Below are 16,470 nucleotides of genomic sequence, written 5' to 3'. Positions count from 1 at the left end.
AGTCGCACCAGCCCCACCTACGCAACTGGGGGTAGCCGTTCACTGACCGTTCGTGACCAGGTTGGCACGTGAATCGCAACTTTTCCTCAGGTGGGCATCGCCGTCGCCGACTGCAACCACGTGCTAGCGACAGAGCAACTGACGGAGTTCCTCACCGTCGTGGCGGATCGGCCGGACGAGGCCGCGGCGCAGCACGCCGCCGTGGAGTGCGCGGTTCGCGCACTCGGTGCCGACCTCGCGGTTCTGATGGTCGACGGGGGCGTTGCTGCGGTCGTCGGGCTGCCCGCCGATGCCGTCCCCGCGTACGCCATCGGCGAGATCGCCGCCGGCCGGCGTGTGACGCTGGAGATCGGCGACGACTCGTACACGGTGGCCCATGCCCCGATCAGCGGCCTCTCCCCCGGCGCGCTGGTGCTGGGCCGGCGGGCCGCCGCGTTCACGATCGAGGAGATCTGCCTGCTGCGCGGCATGGCGCAGGTGCTCGAACTGAGCCTTCAGGCACTCCAGCTGGTCGAGGCGGAGCGGCGGCAGGCGGCCGAGAACGGCCGGCTGATCGACTCGCTCCAGCGCCGCCAGCGCCTCTTCGACGAGCTCAGCACCGTGCAACGGGCGATCGCCCGGCGCGAGCCGCTCCCCCGGCTCCTCGAAATGATCACCGAGTCGGCCGCCGAGCTGATGGACGTCGAGATGGCCGGGCTCACCGTGCTCGACGCCGACGACCAGAGCAAGACCAGCCTGGTCGCCTCGCACGGGGTGCCGGAGGACGGCGTGATCCGCATGCAGCGGGTACCGGTCGCCGCGCTCGGTGCCGCCGGTCTCGCGATCATGGGCGACGAGCTGATCGCTGTCGACGATTACGCCAACTCGCCGATTGCCGTACCCGAGATCGTCCGTGCCCAGCTCAAGAGCGTGATGGCTCTGCCGGTGCATGAGAACGGCGTGGTCGTCGGCGCGATGTTCGTCGGGTCGTACACCAGGATCCGCGAGTGGGACAAGGCGTCCCAGGACATCCTGAAGGCGTTCGCCGAGCACGTCAGTCTGGCGATCACCGACGCACGGACGCTGCGCGAGATGAACGCCGCGTTCCACGACGCGCTGACCGGGATGGCGAGCCGTTCGCTGTTCATGACGCGTACCGAAAACGCTCTTGTCACGTCTCGCGCCGGAGGCGCGGCGGCGCTCCTCATCGACCTGGACCGGTTCAAGGTCATCAACGACTCACTCGGGCCGAATGCCGGCGACCGGCTGCTGGCCGCGGTCGCCGACCGGATCCGGGAGTGCCTGCGCACCGACGACACCGCGGCCCGGCTCGGCGGCGACGAGTTCGCCGTGCTGCTGCCGGACGTCACCGGCGTGGAGGCGGCAGTGCCCGTCGCCCGGCGGATCGTCGCGGCGATGCGGGACCCGTTCGACCTCGACGGCCGGGAGACGTTCGTGACGTGCAGCGTCGGCGTCGCGTACGGAATGACCGGCGAGCAGGACGCCCAGGAGCTGCTGGTCCGGGCCGACCTGGCGATGTTCGAGGCGAAGAAGCAGGGCAAGGACCAGTACACGGTCTTCGACCCGGAGATGCGGGCGTCGTTCCAGAAACACTTGGAGATGGAGGCCGACCTGCGCCGGGCCGTGCTGCGGCACGAGTTCCAGCTGCGGTTCCAGCCGATCGTGCGGCTGCGCACCGGCGAGATCTCCGGCCTGGAGGCGCTGGTCCGCTGGCTGCACCCGGAGCGCGGGATGATCCCGCCGCTGGACTTCATCCCGCTCGCCGAAGAGACCGGCATGATCGTGCCGATCGGCGAATGGGTGCTGCGCGAGGCGTGCCGCCAGGCATCCGGGTGGAACGCGCGCCGGCCCGCTGACACCGCACCGCTGACGGTCAGCGTGAATCTCTCGGCGGTCCAGCTGGAGCGCGCCGACCTGCCGGACGTGGTGCAGTCGGCGCTCGACGAGAGCGGCCTGCCGCCGCACTGCCTGGTGATCGAGCTGACCGAGTCGCTGATCGTGGACCACCGGCCGGAGACGCTGAACCGGCTGCACGCGATCAAGGCGCTCGGTGTGCGGCTGGCGATCGACGACTTCGGCACCGGGTACTCGTCGCTCGCGTACCTGCGGCGTTTCCCGGTGGACATCATCAAGATCGACAAGTCGTTCGTCGACGATGTCGGCGACGTGCCGGCCGCGGCGGCGCTCACCCACGGGATCATCCAGCTGGGCCAGGCGCTGCAACTCTCCACGATCGCCGAGGGCATCGAGGACGCCGAACAGCTCAGTGAGCTCACCGACGGCAACTGCGAACTCGGTCAGGGCTACTTCTTCGCCGAGCCCCTTACCGCCGACGCGATGCAGGACCTGTTGTTCGGCGGACAACAAGGCGGACAACAAGGTGGATAGCGCGGCGGGTAACGGCTGTTACCCGTTTGGACCGCCAGAATTGCCTGTGACGTAGATCCCCGAAAGGTCTGGTTACCCTGCCCTTCACGTCCGGGGTCGAAATTTGGCCGCATGGACGTTCTGCTGACCGTCGTAGTCCCGGTCTACGCGGTCGAGGGCTACCTGTACCAGTGTCTGGAGTCGATCCGCGCCGGCCTGACGGCCGAGGAAAACGCGCAGGTCGAGGTGATCGCTGTCGACGACGCCTCGCCCGACTCGTGCGGACTGATGCTGGACGGGTACGCCACACGCCACGGTGACCTGCGCGTTGTTCACCTCACCAGCAACGTGGGCCTCGGTCTGGCCCGCAACGCCGGCCTGGTCGAGGCGCGCGGCAAGTACGTGTGGTTCGTGGACAGCGACGACTGGCTGCCCTCCGGCTCGATCCGGGCGGTGCTGGACAAGCTCCGCGAGACCGAGCCTGACGTGCTGCTCATCGACCACCTGCGAGTTCACGAGAACGGGCGCCTCCAGACGGACGCGAGCTCGCCGATGCTGCGCGGGACCGTCACCCTGGACCGGCTGCTCGCCGTGCAGCACACCGCGTGGAACCGGATCATGCGGCGCGACTTCCTCACCAAGCACGACCTGCGCTTCCCCGCCGGGTGGTACGAGGACGTCCCGTTCAGCAACCCGGTGCTGCTCGCCGCCGAGCGTGTCGAGGTCCTCGACCGGGTCTGTTACCACTACCGGGTCGGCCGGTTCGGTGCGATCACCGCCACCCGCAGCGAGCGGCACTTCGAGGCCTTCGAGCAGTGGGACCGGCTGTACGCGTGGCTCGATGCGACCGGCGTCGACCAGGCCCTGCGAATCCGGTTGTTCACCTTGATGATCAGTCACCTGCTGGTGGTCGCCGGTAACGACTCCCGGGTGCACCCGCGCCGCCGCCGCCAGTTCTTCCGGAGGATCGCCGGGCTCTACCGCCGGCACCGCCCCGAGGGCTATCAGCCACCGGTCGGGACCCCCGGGATCAAGCACCGGCTGGTCGCGATCAACAGCTACGCGATGTACTCCGCACTGCGTACGGGTTACCGCGTAGCGGGTCTGCGGCGCCGATCCACCGAACGGACACCTGTGGTTTCCCAGGACCTCCCCTCCGCGCCACAGCGGGTCCAAACCACATCCCTACGTTGACGGCGTGCTACGTCCCGCCCGTGACTCCGACCGTGACCTCGTGCTGGGCTGGCGCAACCACCCATCGGTGCGAGCGGTCAGCCTCACCACCCACGAGATTCAGCCCGCCGAGCACGCCGCCTGGTGGGCGGCCCGCAGCGGCAACGTCCTGATCTACGTCGACGACAACGACGTGCCCGCCGGAGTAGTGATCTTCAACGGGACCACCTGGTCGTTCTACCTCGACGTCGAGGGGCTCGGGTCCCGCCTTCTTCCGGCCTGGATGCGCCTGGAAAAGGAAGCCGTCGAGTACGCGTTCGGCACCCTGGGCCTCACAACCCTGGGTGGCGAAACGCTCGCGGAGAACAAGCAGGTGCTCGCGCTGCACCGGCGCTTCGGCTTCCGGGAGACGCGCAGATACGAACGAATCGTCGACGGGGTGCCGAAGACGGTCGTCTGGACAGAGAGAGCGAAATGAGCAATTCGAAGCCGTACATCGTCGCGGAGATGTCGGGCAACCACAACGGTTCGCTCGACCGGGCATTGCAGCTGGTAGATGCCGCCGCTGACGCTGGGGCCGACGCCATCAAGATCCAGACGTACACCGCGGACACCCTGACCGTGGATGTGAAGCACCCGCGGTTCCAGCTGTCGAAAGGGCACGAGCTCTGGGGTGGCGAGTACCTCTACGACCTCTACACCCGCGCGCACACCCCGTGGGACTGGCACGGGCCGATCTTCGACCGCGCCCGTGAGCGTGGGATCGCGGCCTTCTCCAGCCCGTTCGACCCGACCGCGGTCGACCTGCTGGAGAAGCTGGACGCGCCGATGTACAAGATCGCATCCTCGGAGATCACCGACCTGCCGCTGATCCGCCTCGCCGCCTCCACCGGCAAGCCGATCATCATCTCCACCGGCATGGCGAACCTCCGGGAGATCACCTCCGCTGTCGACGCGGCCAAGGGCGCCGGCGCCACCGACATCACGGTGCTGAGCTGCACGGCCTCGTACCCCACTCCGCCGGAGTTCACCAACCTGCGGCGCATCCCGGTGCTGGCCGAGGCGCTTCAGCTGCCGATCGGACTGAGCGACCACACGCTTGGCATCGGCGTACCGATCGCGGCTGTCGCATTCGGCGCCGTCCTGATCGAGAAGCACGTCACGCTGAGCCGGTCCGACGGCGGCGTGGACTCGGCGTTCTCCCTCGAACCCGCCGAACTCGCCGCCCTCGTGGTGGAATCGGAACGGGCCTGGCAGTCGCTCGGCACCACCAGCATCGGCCCGACCGACGCCGAGAAGGAAGGCCTGCGGTTCCGTCGTTCGCTCTACGTCGTCAAGGACGTGGTCGCGGGCGAGCCGGTCACCGCGGAGAACGTCCGCTCCATCCGCCCGACCGGTGGCCTCGAACCGGACGCCATCGGCACCGTGCTCGGACGCGTCTTCCAGTCGGACGCCGCCAAGGGAACACCGCTCACCTGGGATCTGGTCTGACGTGTGGCTGACGGCTAACAAGCAGGAGTGGAAACACTTCCTCACAGCAGCGGAAGTCTTCTGGCAGAAGAACCTGTCACCGGCCGAGGACGACGCCGTCATCCTGGTCGAGGCGTTCCACCAGGATCTGCGGGTCACCCTGCGCAACCTTGCGGTCGCGAACGCGATCCGGCGGATCCGGCCGGCCAAGCTCGTCGTCTTCACCGGCGTCGAGGACGCCTGGCACAAGACGCTCTGGCAGGGCTTCGACGTGTCACTCGTGCGCGAGCTGGCTGACGCCTACGGCGCGAGCGAGACGATCGACGTCTGGGACCTGGTCCGTCGTTCTGATCGCAAACCCACTTTTGACACCTCGGATTACGTGGCCGCGACCGACGCGCGACTCGCGAAACTGCCGCGGCTGCGGGAGCAGCCACCTTCGGAGAGGCAGCGGTACGGGGACGCGCTCGCCGCGTTCTACGAGGAACAGTTCCAGCGGAACGTCCTCGCGCTGGTCACCAGCCATGTCGACTACGACCAGTGGGGTCTCGCCGTCGAGGTGGCGCGCCGGGCCGCTGTCCCGGTCGTGCACACCCAGCAGACCGGTTGCCTGAAGGCGTACGCGCTGTTCCCCGAGCACGACACGCACACCGGCACGTTCCGTGAGGAGCTGACCCGGCAGATCGGCGAGGTGTTCGAGACGAAGCTCTGGCCGCGCCGCGAGGAGCTGCGCCGGTCGACCGAGCTGATCGCGTGGCGAGCCAAGGTGAACCTGGGCCGGCCGAGCTGGTGGCGGGGCGGAGCGGCCGCTTCGGTCGACCTGAACAACCCGGCTGAGCGGGCGGTTCTGCGTACCCACACGGCGGCCCGGTTCGGGTTCGACCCGGCCAAGCCGATCGTCGCGGTCTTCAACCACGCCGTCTCGGACGCGCTCGGCACCAACCGGGAACTCTTCCCGAGCCTCGCCGACTGGTTCACCGACACGGCTGCCTGGGCCGCTTCGCGCGACGACGCCCAATGGCTCTTCCTGGATCACCCGAGTCAGGCGCTCTACGACTCGAGCGGCTTCTTCGGCAACCTCGCCAAGCAGCACCGTTCCTCCCGTCACCTGGTCTTCAAGCCGAGCGCCGCGATCAGCAAGAACGCGCTGTGGAGCCTCACCGACCTGGGTGTCACGGTTCGGGGCAGTGTCAGCAACGAGCTTCCGGCGTACGGAATCCCGGTTATTCAGGCCGGATGGTCGGAGTGGAGCTCCTGCGGGCTGTCGACGGTCGTCGACTCGACCGACGCGTACTTCAAGACCCTCGACGAGAACATCAAGGCCCTGCACGACGGCGCCTCGCTCGTCACCGAGGAGCAGGTACGCCGGGCCCGGCTCTGGCTCTGGCTCTACCGCAGTGGCGCCGACGTGGTCACCCCACATGTGCCGCAGTGGGAGGTCTGGCCGGCGAACACCCTGCTCAAGGCGGTACGCGCGACGTTCCGGCACATCGAGAGCGACTCCGACCCGCTCTTCGAAACCGTCGAACGACTGTGGACCCGTCGCGAGCCGATGCTGACCCGGACACCGCTATGAGTGTCGGGGCCTGGTTCCGTACCGACTTCGACGAGCCGTCGGTCCCCGCCGCGCTCCCGATGGAGCTCACCAGCGGCATGCACCCGTCGCTGACGATCGTCGACCAGATGGTCCGCGGCCGGGGCATCATCGGCCGGATCACCGGGGACTTCGGCGCGGTCGCGGTCAAGGTCGCCGGCACCGGCGGCCCGGTACGCGTAACCGTCTCGATCGGTCTCGACGAGATCAGCACGCGCTGGTGGGCCGACCGAGTCCGCCCGTCGCGGACGACTCCCGAACTGCCCCGCCTGGTCGTGCTGCGCGCGCAGGGCCGGATCCGGGGCAGCGTCGTGCTGGCCCGCCGGCAGGGCTGGCGCGGTGCGGCGAGCGCCGAGGCGACCCTCTCGTTCGACCTGGCCGAAGGCGAACTCGACAGCGACGGCCTGCTCATGGTCGAGCTGGGCGAGACGCCGCCGCCGTCCTGGGCAACGGGCCGGCTCTCCACCCGTCCGGTGGTGGGCCTGCGGTTCAACAGCATCGCGGTGCACACCACATCCGTCTCCGCGCCGGCGACCGTCTCGACCGGGTCGACCGGGTGCGACTTCGCCGTTCTGCAGCCCGGCGCGGCGTTGGTGCAGCGACTGTCCACGCAGGTGGTGCCGGCTGCTCCGCCGTTGCCGCTGACCCCGCGTAACCGTTTCACCCGCCGCCGGCCGGCTCGTGCCGCGTTCAAGGTGGCTCGTGCGGCACGGCGGGTCGCGTACCGCGCGATGCCGGCCCGGCCCGGGCCGCTCTCCGGTGTGCTGGCCGCTGACGTGATGACCGGTGCGCCGATCGACATCGAGGTTTCCGGTGACCAGCTCCGGTTGCCGGGGCCGATCGAGACGCCGGTGCTTCTCGGTGCGGTCCAGGCGCAGCCGACACTCGCCTGGCGGCTGAAATGACGTTGCGCCCGGTGCTCGGCACCGACCCGATCTCGAACCACCGGATGCTCCAAGATCTGCTTTCTGGCTCTCCGGCCGGCAAGCTGGAACTGCCGCCCGGACGGCACGAGATCGCCGACGGGCTGCGGGTACCGGGCGGCTGGACCGTACGCGGCGCCTCGGAGACCGACACCTGGCTGGTCGCCACCGAACGCACCGGTGCGCCCGTTCTGCACGTACTCGGCTCCGACGTCTCGATCAGCGACCTCGGGCTCCAGCCGGCCCCGTCCGACCCGGGCGAACACGGCGGCGACCGCGGCACCGGCCTCACCATCGGCGAATACCTGTACGCCGCCGAACCCACGTGGATCACCGGTGTGGACGTACGCCGGATCCGGGTCGACCACGGCAGCCTGCGCACCGCCAACGCGATCGGCGTGATGGGCGCCGTCAGCGACGTGGTGATCCGGGAGGTGACAGTGCTCGGCGGGTTCACCGGCCTGGCCGTGCACTGGGGTGCCGTCGGAGCCGACGTCGCTTCGCTGGTGGGCCCGACTTTTCACCCGCACCGCCTCGACGTGGCCGGCCTGCGGGTTTCGGGGGCGATCGAGGGCTTCTATTTGAGCTCGGTCCACGACGTACGGGTATCCGGCGCCTCGCTGATTGACGTCGAGATGGGTTTCCGGCTCCTACCTGGTGACAACACGGACCGCTTCGTGTCATCACCCGACATCGGCGCCCGGATCGAGATCGCTGATGTGGATGTGGAGTGGTCGGGGCCGCTTTACGCGGTACGCATCGCCGGCTGGGGCCGCAGCGAGATCGACGGCCGGGTGACGGTCCTGAAATATCGGGATTCAGTGGTTCGGGACTGCCGCCTGAAAGGCACCGGAACCGGCAACTCCTGGTCCCCAGTCCTAATCGAACAGGCCAAGGGCGTAACCCTCCAAAACATCGCAATAACTTCGTAAACGCCCAGGTACCACCCCGAACCGCAGGGCCGAGCCGCAGGGCCGAAATCGCACGAGCCAACCGCGTGTGTGTCGGCTAAAGGTGCAATCCGCACCCAAACTCGACACGCACCCCGCGAACCACCCTGGCCGTGTCGACTTCGGGTTCGATATGCGCCCCAACTCGACACACACCGGAGAAGCCAGCCACTGGACGAGCCGTAGCTCAGATAGGTCATCTGCCGCGATGACCTATCTGAGCTACGGCTCGCGCCCACGGCGGCGAGGCCTACGGCAACCGTGACGACCAGCCGGACAGGATCTTGAGCTCGGCCAGCGCCCGGCTCGGCTTGTGCTTGTGGTCGCAGAACGGGCCTGCGAACGACCACGAGCACAAGCCGCGCCTGCGGACGACCGCCATCACAAGCCGGGACCGCCAGCCAGCTCAGGGAACACGCCCTGCCCCCGCGACCGTGAGTAGCGCCGGGGCCGGCGGCGGGGCGCGCCGGGCCGGGGTCGTCAGGTGGCTCGGACTTCGAGGGCGGGATTGGTGCGTTTGTCCGGCTTTGGTTACGCGTACCAATGGGTGAGGGTTTGGGCTAGCCAGGCTGCACCCAGGCCTAGTGAGACGCTGAGGGTGACGTAGCGGAGGGCTGCCGCGCGTTCGCCTCGGCGGGCCATGGCGAGGGTTTCCCAGCTGAAGGTGGAGTACGTGGTGAGCGCGCCGCAGAAGCCGGTGCCGAGGAGCGCTGTCAGCGACGGTGACAGTGGCAGGCCGAGCACTACTCCCAGGATCAGCGATCCCACGACGTTGACGGTGAGTGTGCCCCAGGGCTCGGGGAAGAGCTGGCCGGCGAGGTAGCGCAGGGGTGCGCCGATCGCGGCGCCGAGGGCGACCATCAGGAATGTCATGAGCGCTTCGCGACAATCCCAGTAAGGCTGCTGCCTGCCCAGACTGCCAGCAGGGAGCCGATCAGGGTGGCTGCCAGGTACGGCAATCCGGCGTGCAGGGTGTCGACCGCGGCTGTGGAGAACGTCGTGTAGCCGCCGAGGAAGCCGGTGCCCAGGAACAATCTGACGATTTTTCGGTCGATCAGGGTGTAGAGAACCCCGATCAGAAAGCAGCCGGTCACGTTGATGAGCCACGTTGCCCAGTGCGAACCGGACCAAGCGGACGAAATGGCGAAGCGGGTCAGTGCGCCTAAAACGCCTCCCGTCGCCACCGCTGCAACGCGCACGAGATCCATCGGTGATCACGTTAGCCCAGGCGGCCGGGGGGACGTGGCGGCGTCCTCCCCGGCCGGTATCCGGGCGCGAGGGACCATTCGTCCGGTCCCGGCGCTACGAATGTCCACTGTAGGCGAGGATCTTGAAGACACCGTGAGCGGGCCGTCGAAAAGGCCTGCAGAACGGCCTCCGGACAGTTCATTTGAATTCTGGGCGTCGAGCCGGTGTGTCAGCGGTGACGTGCCGGTCGACTGCTGCCTGACAAGGCGTGAACGGCGGCGAGAAATCGCGCCAAACCGGTCGGATTCAACCGTCAATTGCGATGAATCGGACACCTTGAGGGCTGATAGCGTGCGGCTTCGCACGTTGATCGACCATCGCTCGTCCGAAGCGCCGTGGCAATGGACCGGCAACGTACGGGGGACGGGAAAAGGAATGCATCACGCCAATTATCACTACGGGCACGCGCACATCCTCGCCCGATACTGCCAGCTCCCCGACCCGCTGCATCCGCCGCGCATAAGGGGATATCTCCAGCACGGCTGGAACATCGGGGACGGGCTCGCACCGGGTACGCCGTACGTCAGCGGCAGCCGGGTGCTGGTCTGGTCCGAAGAGACCCGCCGCCGTTCCTGGTCACAGGGACGCCGCGACGTGGTCGTCGTCGGCGCGCCCTTCGCCTATCTGCTGGAGATGGAACCCGAGCCCGAAGGTAACGAAGGCGAGGGCACCATCTTCTACCCCTTCCACGGCTGGGAGGGGCAGCAGATCATCGGTGACCACCAGCGGCTCATCGACGAGGTCAAAGCCGTCGAGACCGGGCCGATCACCGCATGCCTGTACTGGAACGAGTACAAGATGCGTTCGGTCCGCCGCCTCTATCAGAAGGCCGGCTTCCGGGTGATCTGCCACGGATACCGCGGCTTCTGGTGGCGCGACCACAACCGCGACTTCCTGATGGGCCAGCTCAACGAGATCCGCCGGCACAAGCGGGTCATCTCCAACCGGCTGTGCAGCGCCATCTGGTACGCCGCACTGGCCGGCCGTGAGGTTGCCGTCTACGGCGACCCGATGGTGCTCGACAACGCCGACCCGATGTTCGGCGGCGAGCCCCGGCTGCACCGGCAGTGGCCGGAGCTGTACGGCGAACAGACCGACTACGAAGCCTGTCACCGCCTCGCCCGGCAGCAGCTGGGCGCCGACGAGCTGGCTTCCCCCGCTGAGCTTCGTGCCCTGCTCGGCTGGCGTTTTGAAAATCAGGACGACGAATGGCGAGGAGAAACCTCCGCCCTCGCCGACATCAAGTGGCGTCCCCGCGCCACGGAGAGGCACGCGTGATGCCGGAACGTCCGGTCGCTCTCGTACCCGCCCTTGTCGCGGCTGATCCGGTTGACCTGGCTGAGGCTGTCGCCGCCCCGCCCCTGGACAACCTGCACCGCATCGGCGGCGAGATGTTCGCCTGGACGGATCGGAAGGCCACGCTGCCCTCCGGCGGACTGTTCCGCTATCTGTTCGGCACGCTGGCCGGACCCGGGCGTACCGTCCTGGTCGCCGGCCCGCACTCGGACCAGCTGATCAACGAACTGGTCAGCACCGGCGCCGAGGTGACCTGGCTGCTGCGTTCGCTGCCGGACGCCGAGGAGTCCGCCGCGGCTCACCCGTCGGTCACCGTGCTCGCGGGCGCGCTCGGAAAACTCGCGCCGGACCAGTACGACCTGGTCGTGGCCGCCGACGGCGTCACCCGGCTGAACTCGGCCGAAGGTGACCAGCTGCCGGTCGGCTCGATGCTGGACCGGCTCTCGCTCGCGGTCGGCGCGGACGGCGTACTGCTGCTGATGCACGACAACCACTTCGGCGTGCACCACACTGTCGCACTCGGGCCGGAGGGGCGGTACGGCTCCGACGCTGACTGGTACCCCAGCGACGAGCTGGACGCCGGACGGCCGTCGTCACGTGCCGAGCTTGTTGCCCGGCTCGCCGACGGCGGGTTGGTGATCGACGCTTCGTATGCGGCGTTCCCCGATCCGGCTGAGCCTGCGGTTCTGCTCGGTGAGCGGGTCCTTGGGGACACCACGTCGACGCTCCGGCCTTGGCTCGGGAGTGTTGTCGCGCAGGCTTTTACGTCCTCATATCGTGGCCGGCCGGTGCTCAGTGATCCACGCAAGCTGGCGGCGCGGGCTCTGCGGGCGGGTGCCGAGGACGCGGTAGCCGGCGGGTGGCTGGTGATCGCCTCCGCCGCCGACAAGTCCGGATTTATACCGCATGACGTAATTGTCGGTGATGTGCATGGCACCTTCACCTATGGCGTCAATGTCGACAGTGAGCCGGAACTTCTCGTACCGATCGAGGAACCCCTCGAACGCGCCGGCCTGCGCCGCACCGGCGTCCCCTCGGTCGCCGCGGCCGACGGTTACCTGCTCGAAGATCGGCTGCTGGAACTCTGCGCCGCCAACGACGTGCGCCGCCTCCGCCAGGAGATCATGCAGTTCGACAGCTGGGTCCGCGAACAGGCCCGCGACGGCTTCCTGCACGGCCCGGTAGCGGTCGCCGACGTCTCCGACGTACTGATCACCCGGGACGGCCCGGTCGTCCTCGCGGTCCGCTGGGAGCCCACCGGCCCGGTACCGGTCGAAACCGCCCTGGTCAGGTCCCTCTGGCAGTTCGCGGTCCGCCTGATCACCGGCGCCCGCCCGCACCCGTGGCCGATCACGTCCAGCGCCATGGACCTCACCACGATCCTGCTCGGCATGGCAGGCCGAGGCGTCACCGAACCGGAACTCCGTACCGCCGTAGACCTCCAGGTCTCGATCGACTCCGCCGAGCTTGGCCTGCGCCCCGCCGAACAGCACGACCACAAGCTGAACCTGCTCTCGGTACAGCCCGGCACGGTCCCGGTCGACGTCGTCGGATATCGCGAGCTCACCGAAGCCCTCTGGCGCCAGCGATACCAGACCAGCCACCTGCTCCACATGACCGAGTGGACCGAGGACATCATCGCGTCCCGCGACCGCTGGCTGAGCAAGATGGACTGGGAGATCCAGATCTACCGCGCCTCCTGGGCCGGCAAATTCCTCACCGTCTCCCGAACCGCATACCGCCTGATCAGCCGCGACCTCCGAGCCGCCCGCCAACGCCGCCGCCAACGCCGCGCAGCAGCCGCAGCCGCCCGCCGCTGGCGCAAAGCCCAAAAGGCAAAAGGCTCCCCAGAAACAGACTGACCCTTTCGTACGCCCAACGCCAGGCTCACGCGGCCCCTCGACACCTGCGGAACTCCCCCCGGCGGTGACCCGCCGCCACCCCCGGCGGCGGGTCACCGCCAACACCCCCAGCACTCACGGACTCGCCGGGGCTCTTATGTCGGGCGGCGAGGATGCCCAGGCTCTGCTCAACAGCGTGGCCGCAGCGTCGCACCGAGAGGCTCAGCCGTAGCCGAGCCACGTAACAACCCCGCCATTCCACGCCTGAACGACGGCTCCCGGCGCCGAGCCGTAGAACAGTCACGTTTCAGCCCCGCCATTCCAGGCCTGAACGACGGCTCGCCCCGACCAACGGCTCGCCTCAACCGACGGCTCGCCTCAACCAACGGCTCGCCGCAGCAAGGCGCAGCCCGAGCAAGCCGCCCCGTGCCGGCTTGCGCTAACGGTCGTGCAGGAGCCGAAAACACGACCACAAGCGCAAGCCAAGTCACGGCCGGCTTGCGCTCACGGTCGCGTGCAGGCCGAAATAGCGACCATAAGCACGAGCCAGCCGTAGGCCGATGTCGCTCAGTCCAGCTGCGAGGCCGCAAATCGACACACAAGCCGTGGCCCAAAGCTGCTGGCCAGCCAGATTGCGTGGCTGGCCAGCGGCTTTGGGCGTACCCAAGGGGGAGCGTTAGCGGGGTGACTGGCTCAGCCGATGGGGGTCAGCTCTCGGGCAGGCTGCGCCGGCGGCGCGGCCGGGGGCTCGTGGGCGATCTCGGGGAGCCAGCGGAGGCCGCGGGGCAGCCACCAGTTCGCGCGGCCGAGCATGGTCATCACGGCCGGGAGCAGGACCGCCCGGATCAAGGTTGCGTCGAGGAGGACGGCCGCTGCCAGGCCTACGCCCAGCTCCTTTGTCGCGATCAGCGGAAGTGTCGCGAAGAGGGAGAACACCGCGACCATCACCACTGCGGCGCTGGTGATGACGCCGGCGGTCTGGCCGATGCCTTCGCGGACGGCCTCGCGGATCGGCAGGCCCCGATCGGCACCCTCGCGGATCCGGCTGACGACGAAGACGTGGTAGTCCATCGAGAGTCCGAAAAGGATCACGAAGAGGAAGAGTGGCATCCAGTTGGTGATGGCGCCGGCGGCGACGAAGTCGAGTGGCTTCTCGAAGTGGCCGTCCTGGAAGACGAAGACCAGCATGCCGTACGCGGCAGCGACCGACAGCAGGTTCAGCAGGACGCCGGTGAGCGCTACGACGACCGAGCGGAACGAGACCAGCAGCAGGATGAACGCCAGCCCGAGGACGAAGGTGAAGATCCACGGCAGGCTGTCCGCGAGCCGCTCGCTGTAATCGATGCTGGACGCGGTGTTGCCGGTGACCAGCGCGGTCGCACCCGGCACCTGACCGAACGTCTCCGGGACAACCGTGGAACGCAGCAGGTTCAGCGCGTCGACCGAGGCCGCGTCCTCCTCCTTGCCGGTCAGGCCGACCGCGACGACGGCGACGTTGCCGGCCGGGTTGATGTCCACGTCGATCGGTTCGACCAGTTTGCCACCGCTGTTTTGGGCGACATTTCGGAAATCTGAAAGCGCCGCAGCAAACTGAGGCGTCGAGACCGACGTCCCCGACACCACGATCCGGGCCGGCGTCGTCTTGCTCGGGAACGCCTCACCGATCGCCAGGAAAGCCTGCACCACTGGCGAATCCGGCGCCACGTCCTGAATCCGCTGCCCCTTGGTCTTCAGGTCCAGCGCCGGCGCCGCGATCACACCAAGCGCCGCCACAGCGACAAGAGCAGAGATCAACGGCTTTGCGAGTACGACCTTGAGCAGCCCGTTCCAGAACCGGCCCTGGCTGTTCCGGCGGTACAGGCCGGGGATCTTGATGGCATCGACCCGGTCGCCGAGCGCCGACAGCATGGCCGGCAGGACCGTGAGCGAGCCGAGCACGGCGGTCGCGACCACCAGGATCGTGCCGACGGCGAAGCTGACGAACGTGACGTCCTGGGTGAAGAACATGCCGGCCATCGCCACGATCACGGTGAGCCCGGAGACCCAGATCGACCGTCCGGACGTCTGCGCCGCGATCACCAGTGCCCGGTGCGGGTCGGCGCCCTTACGCCGCTCGTCGCGTTCCCGGCGGATGTAGAAGAGGCAGTAGTCGACGCCGACCGCGAGCCCGATCAGCAGCATCACGTGGGTGGTCTCGTCGACGGCGGGTGCGAACCGGCTGGCAACCGCCATGAGGCCGATCGCGGCGACCACCGACATGATCGCCAGCGCGACCGGGAGCAGCGCGGCGACCACGGCGCCGAAGCCGATCAGCAGGATGCCGAGGGTGACCGGGATGGAGAGCATCCCGAGCCGGTTCAGCCCCGCGTCGAGCTCGTCGCCGATCAGCTTGTCCCCGCTGGCGTCACCGGCCTGGGCGACGTAGAGATCCGGGTGCGCGGCCTGCACCGCGGCAACCGCGTCGAGGGCCGGCCCGACCCGCTCACTGGCGGTCGAGGGGTCACCGGTGAGGTCGAAAGTGATCAGTGTCGACCGGCCGTCCGGCGACTCGATGGCCGGTTGTACCTCACCGACACCGGGGGTCTTCTTCAGCGACCGGGTGACCTCCTCCGCAGCGGTCACCCGGTCACTGCCCGGCCGATTCTGGACCAGGACCATCTCGCCGGCCGGCAGGCGCGGGAACCCGGCCTCCTCGACGATCCGGTCGGCCTTGCCGGACTCGCCGTGCCCGGCCAGCGCGTAGTTCGCGTTCTCGGTGGGCACCTGTGCACTCAGCATCACCGTGGCGGCGACGAAGGCGATCCATCCGAGGATCGCGAGCACCCGATGACGGGCGCTCCACATCGCGATACGCGGCGCGATGCCTTTGACGTTTTCCCTGTTCTCCATGGTGAGAACGCTATGAAAGACAGCGGATCCGATCGATCCGGCGGACACCCCGGTCCACGGTAGTGCTAGCCCTACGTCTGCAGGTAGGTCAGCACCGCCAGCACCCGCCGGTGCTGTTCCTCATCCTGATGCAGGCCGAGTTTCGTGAAGATGTTGCGCACGTGCTTCTCCACGGCCCCGTCGGTGACCACCATCTTGCGGGCGATCGCGGCGTTCGACAGGCCCTCGGCCATCGCGCCGAGCACCTCACGCTCACGCGGGGTGAGGCTGCGCAGCGGGTCGTCCCGGCGGCGCCGGACCAGCAGCTGGCCGACCACTTCGGGGTCGAGCACGGTGCCGCCGTCGGCGACCCGGGCCAGCGCGTCCAGGAAGTCGGCGACCAGCGCCACCCGGTCCTTCAACAGATAGCCGACCGCACCGCGGCGGTCGGCCAGGAGGTCGTCGGCGTACGAGACCTCGACATATTGGGAGAGCACCAGAATCGGGCTTCCGGGGATCGCCGCGCGGGCCTCGACAGCGGCACGCAGCCCTTCGTCGGTGTGGGACGGCGGCATCCGGACGTCCACGATGGAGACGTCCGGACGGTGTTCCTTGACCGCCGCCACGAGGGACGGCCCGTCGCCGACGGCCGCCACCACGGTGTGGCCGTTCTCTTCGACGAGCCGTACCAGGCCTTCTCGGAGCAGGACCGCATCGTCGGCGATTACTACGCGCATGCG

General features: G+C 68.4%; 13 protein-coding genes. 9 read left to right on the top strand and 4 right to left on the bottom strand.

What is annotated here, in order from left to right; all coding sequences use genetic code 11:
* Positions 1-90: 90 nt before the first annotated feature.
* The 7 genes from B0I29_RS28045 to B0I29_RS28015 all read left to right on the top strand — a co-directional run bounded on the left by B0I29_RS28045 (position 91) and on the right by B0I29_RS28015 (position 8,459).
* Entirely contained in the window at positions 91-2,388 is a 2,298-nt protein-coding gene (locus B0I29_RS28045) for a putative bifunctional diguanylate cyclase/phosphodiesterase (protein WP_111652087.1), read from the top strand.
* Positions 2,389-2,499: 111 nt separating this feature from the next.
* On the top strand, positions 2,500-3,561 hold the full coding sequence (locus B0I29_RS28040; protein ID WP_111652086.1) for a glycosyltransferase family 2 protein: 1,062 nt from the start codon (positions 2,500-2,502) through the stop codon (positions 3,559-3,561).
* 4 nt (positions 3,562-3,565) lie between these two features.
* Complete coding sequence (locus B0I29_RS28035; RefSeq protein ID WP_111652085.1) at positions 3,566-4,018, top strand: GNAT family N-acetyltransferase; 453 nt, start codon at positions 3,566-3,568, stop codon at positions 4,016-4,018.
* Complete coding sequence (gene pseI / locus B0I29_RS28030) at positions 4,015-5,031, top strand: pseudaminic acid synthase (RefSeq protein WP_111652084.1); 1,017 nt, start codon at positions 4,015-4,017, stop codon at positions 5,029-5,031. The genes B0I29_RS28035 and pseI overlap by 4 nt, the downstream gene beginning before the upstream one ends.
* A gap of 1 nt (position 5,032) precedes the next feature.
* Positions 5,033-6,586, top strand: coding sequence for a hypothetical protein (locus B0I29_RS28025; protein ID WP_111652083.1), 1,554 nt, complete (start codon positions 5,033-5,035; stop codon positions 6,584-6,586).
* Complete coding sequence (locus B0I29_RS28020) at positions 6,583-7,509, top strand: hypothetical protein (RefSeq protein ID WP_111652082.1); 927 nt, start codon at positions 6,583-6,585, stop codon at positions 7,507-7,509. Before B0I29_RS28025 ends, B0I29_RS28020 begins: the two co-directional genes overlap by 4 nt.
* The gene (locus tag B0I29_RS28015) at positions 7,506-8,459 is read left to right on the top strand and encodes a hypothetical protein (RefSeq protein ID WP_111652081.1); all 954 of its coding nucleotides are present in this window, start codon (positions 7,506-7,508) and stop codon (positions 8,457-8,459) included. The genes B0I29_RS28020 and B0I29_RS28015 overlap by 4 nt, the downstream gene beginning before the upstream one ends.
* 549 nt (positions 8,460-9,008) lie before the next feature.
* Here the strand turns inward: B0I29_RS28015 and B0I29_RS28010 are convergent.
* Together B0I29_RS28010 and B0I29_RS28005 are read right to left on the bottom strand one after the other, a co-directional pair.
* Positions 9,009-9,350 (bottom strand): fluoride efflux transporter FluC, encoded by a 342-nt coding sequence (locus tag B0I29_RS28010; RefSeq protein ID WP_111652080.1) that lies wholly within the window; start codon positions 9,348-9,350, stop codon positions 9,009-9,011.
* The gene (locus B0I29_RS28005; protein WP_111652079.1) at positions 9,347-9,685 is read right to left on the bottom strand and encodes a fluoride efflux transporter FluC; all 339 of its coding nucleotides are present in this window, start codon (positions 9,683-9,685) and stop codon (positions 9,347-9,349) included. The genes B0I29_RS28010 and B0I29_RS28005 overlap by 4 nt, the downstream gene beginning before the upstream one ends.
* Before the next feature lie 415 nt (positions 9,686-10,100).
* Here B0I29_RS28005 and B0I29_RS28000 point away from each other — a divergent pair, with 415 nt between their 5' ends.
* Positions 10,101-11,003, top strand: coding sequence for a hypothetical protein (locus tag B0I29_RS28000; protein ID WP_245972780.1), 903 nt, complete (start codon positions 10,101-10,103; stop codon positions 11,001-11,003).
* Positions 11,003-12,883 carry a hypothetical protein gene (locus B0I29_RS27995; protein WP_146616900.1) on the top strand — a complete coding sequence of 627 codons (1,881 nt, stop codon included), beginning with the start codon at positions 11,003-11,005 and terminating at the stop codon, positions 12,881-12,883. Before B0I29_RS28000 ends, B0I29_RS27995 begins: the two co-directional genes overlap by 1 nt.
* Positions 12,884-13,555: 672 nt before the next feature.
* Here B0I29_RS27995 and B0I29_RS27990 read toward each other — a convergent pair.
* Both B0I29_RS27990 and B0I29_RS27985 read right to left on the bottom strand, forming a co-directional pair.
* On the bottom strand, positions 13,556-15,751 hold the full coding sequence (locus B0I29_RS27990; RefSeq protein ID WP_111652077.1) for an MMPL family transporter: 2,196 nt from the start codon (positions 15,749-15,751) through the stop codon (positions 13,556-13,558).
* 71 nt (positions 15,752-15,822) lie between these two features.
* Positions 15,823-16,467 carry a response regulator gene (locus B0I29_RS27985; RefSeq protein ID WP_111652076.1) on the bottom strand — a complete coding sequence of 215 codons (645 nt, stop codon included), beginning with the start codon at positions 16,465-16,467 and terminating at the stop codon, positions 15,823-15,825.
* Positions 16,468-16,470 lie beyond the last annotated feature (3 nt).

This window comes from Actinoplanes lutulentus (assembly GCF_003259845.1).
Classification (GTDB): Bacteria; Actinomycetota; Actinomycetes; order Mycobacteriales; family Micromonosporaceae; genus Actinoplanes; species Actinoplanes lutulentus.
The sequence above is the reverse complement of the archived record's forward strand: the minus strand, read 5'-3'. Positions and strand labels throughout refer to the sequence as shown.

Excerpts from the sequence above, each read along its gene's own strand:
- B0I29_RS28040 (WP_111652086.1), top strand. The coding sequence starts at position 2,500 with ATGGACGTTCTGCTGACCGTCGTAGTCCCGGTCTACGCGGTCGAGGGC.
- pseI (WP_111652084.1), top strand. The coding sequence starts at position 4,015 with ATGAGCAATTCGAAGCCGTACATCGTCGCGGAGATGTCGGGCAACCAC.
- B0I29_RS28020 (WP_111652082.1), top strand. The coding sequence starts at position 6,583 with ATGAGTGTCGGGGCCTGGTTCCGTACCGACTTCGACGAGCCGTCGGTC.
- B0I29_RS28015 (WP_111652081.1), top strand. The coding sequence starts at position 7,506 with ATGACGTTGCGCCCGGTGCTCGGCACCGACCCGATCTCGAACCACCGG.
- B0I29_RS28010 (WP_111652080.1), bottom strand. The coding sequence starts at position 9,350 with ATGACATTCCTGATGGTCGCCCTCGGCGCCGCGATCGGCGCACCCCTG.
- B0I29_RS28005 (WP_111652079.1), bottom strand. The coding sequence starts at position 9,685 with ATGGATCTCGTGCGCGTTGCAGCGGTGGCGACGGGAGGCGTTTTAGGC.
- B0I29_RS28000 (WP_245972780.1), top strand. The coding sequence starts at position 10,101 with ATGCATCACGCCAATTATCACTACGGGCACGCGCACATCCTCGCCCGA.
- B0I29_RS27995 (WP_146616900.1), top strand. The coding sequence starts at position 11,003 with ATGCCGGAACGTCCGGTCGCTCTCGTACCCGCCCTTGTCGCGGCTGAT.
- B0I29_RS27990 (WP_111652077.1), bottom strand. The coding sequence starts at position 15,751 with ATGGAGAACAGGGAAAACGTCAAAGGCATCGCGCCGCGTATCGCGATG.
- B0I29_RS27985 (WP_111652076.1), bottom strand. The coding sequence starts at position 16,467 with ATGCGCGTAGTAATCGCCGACGATGCGGTCCTGCTCCGAGAAGGCCTG.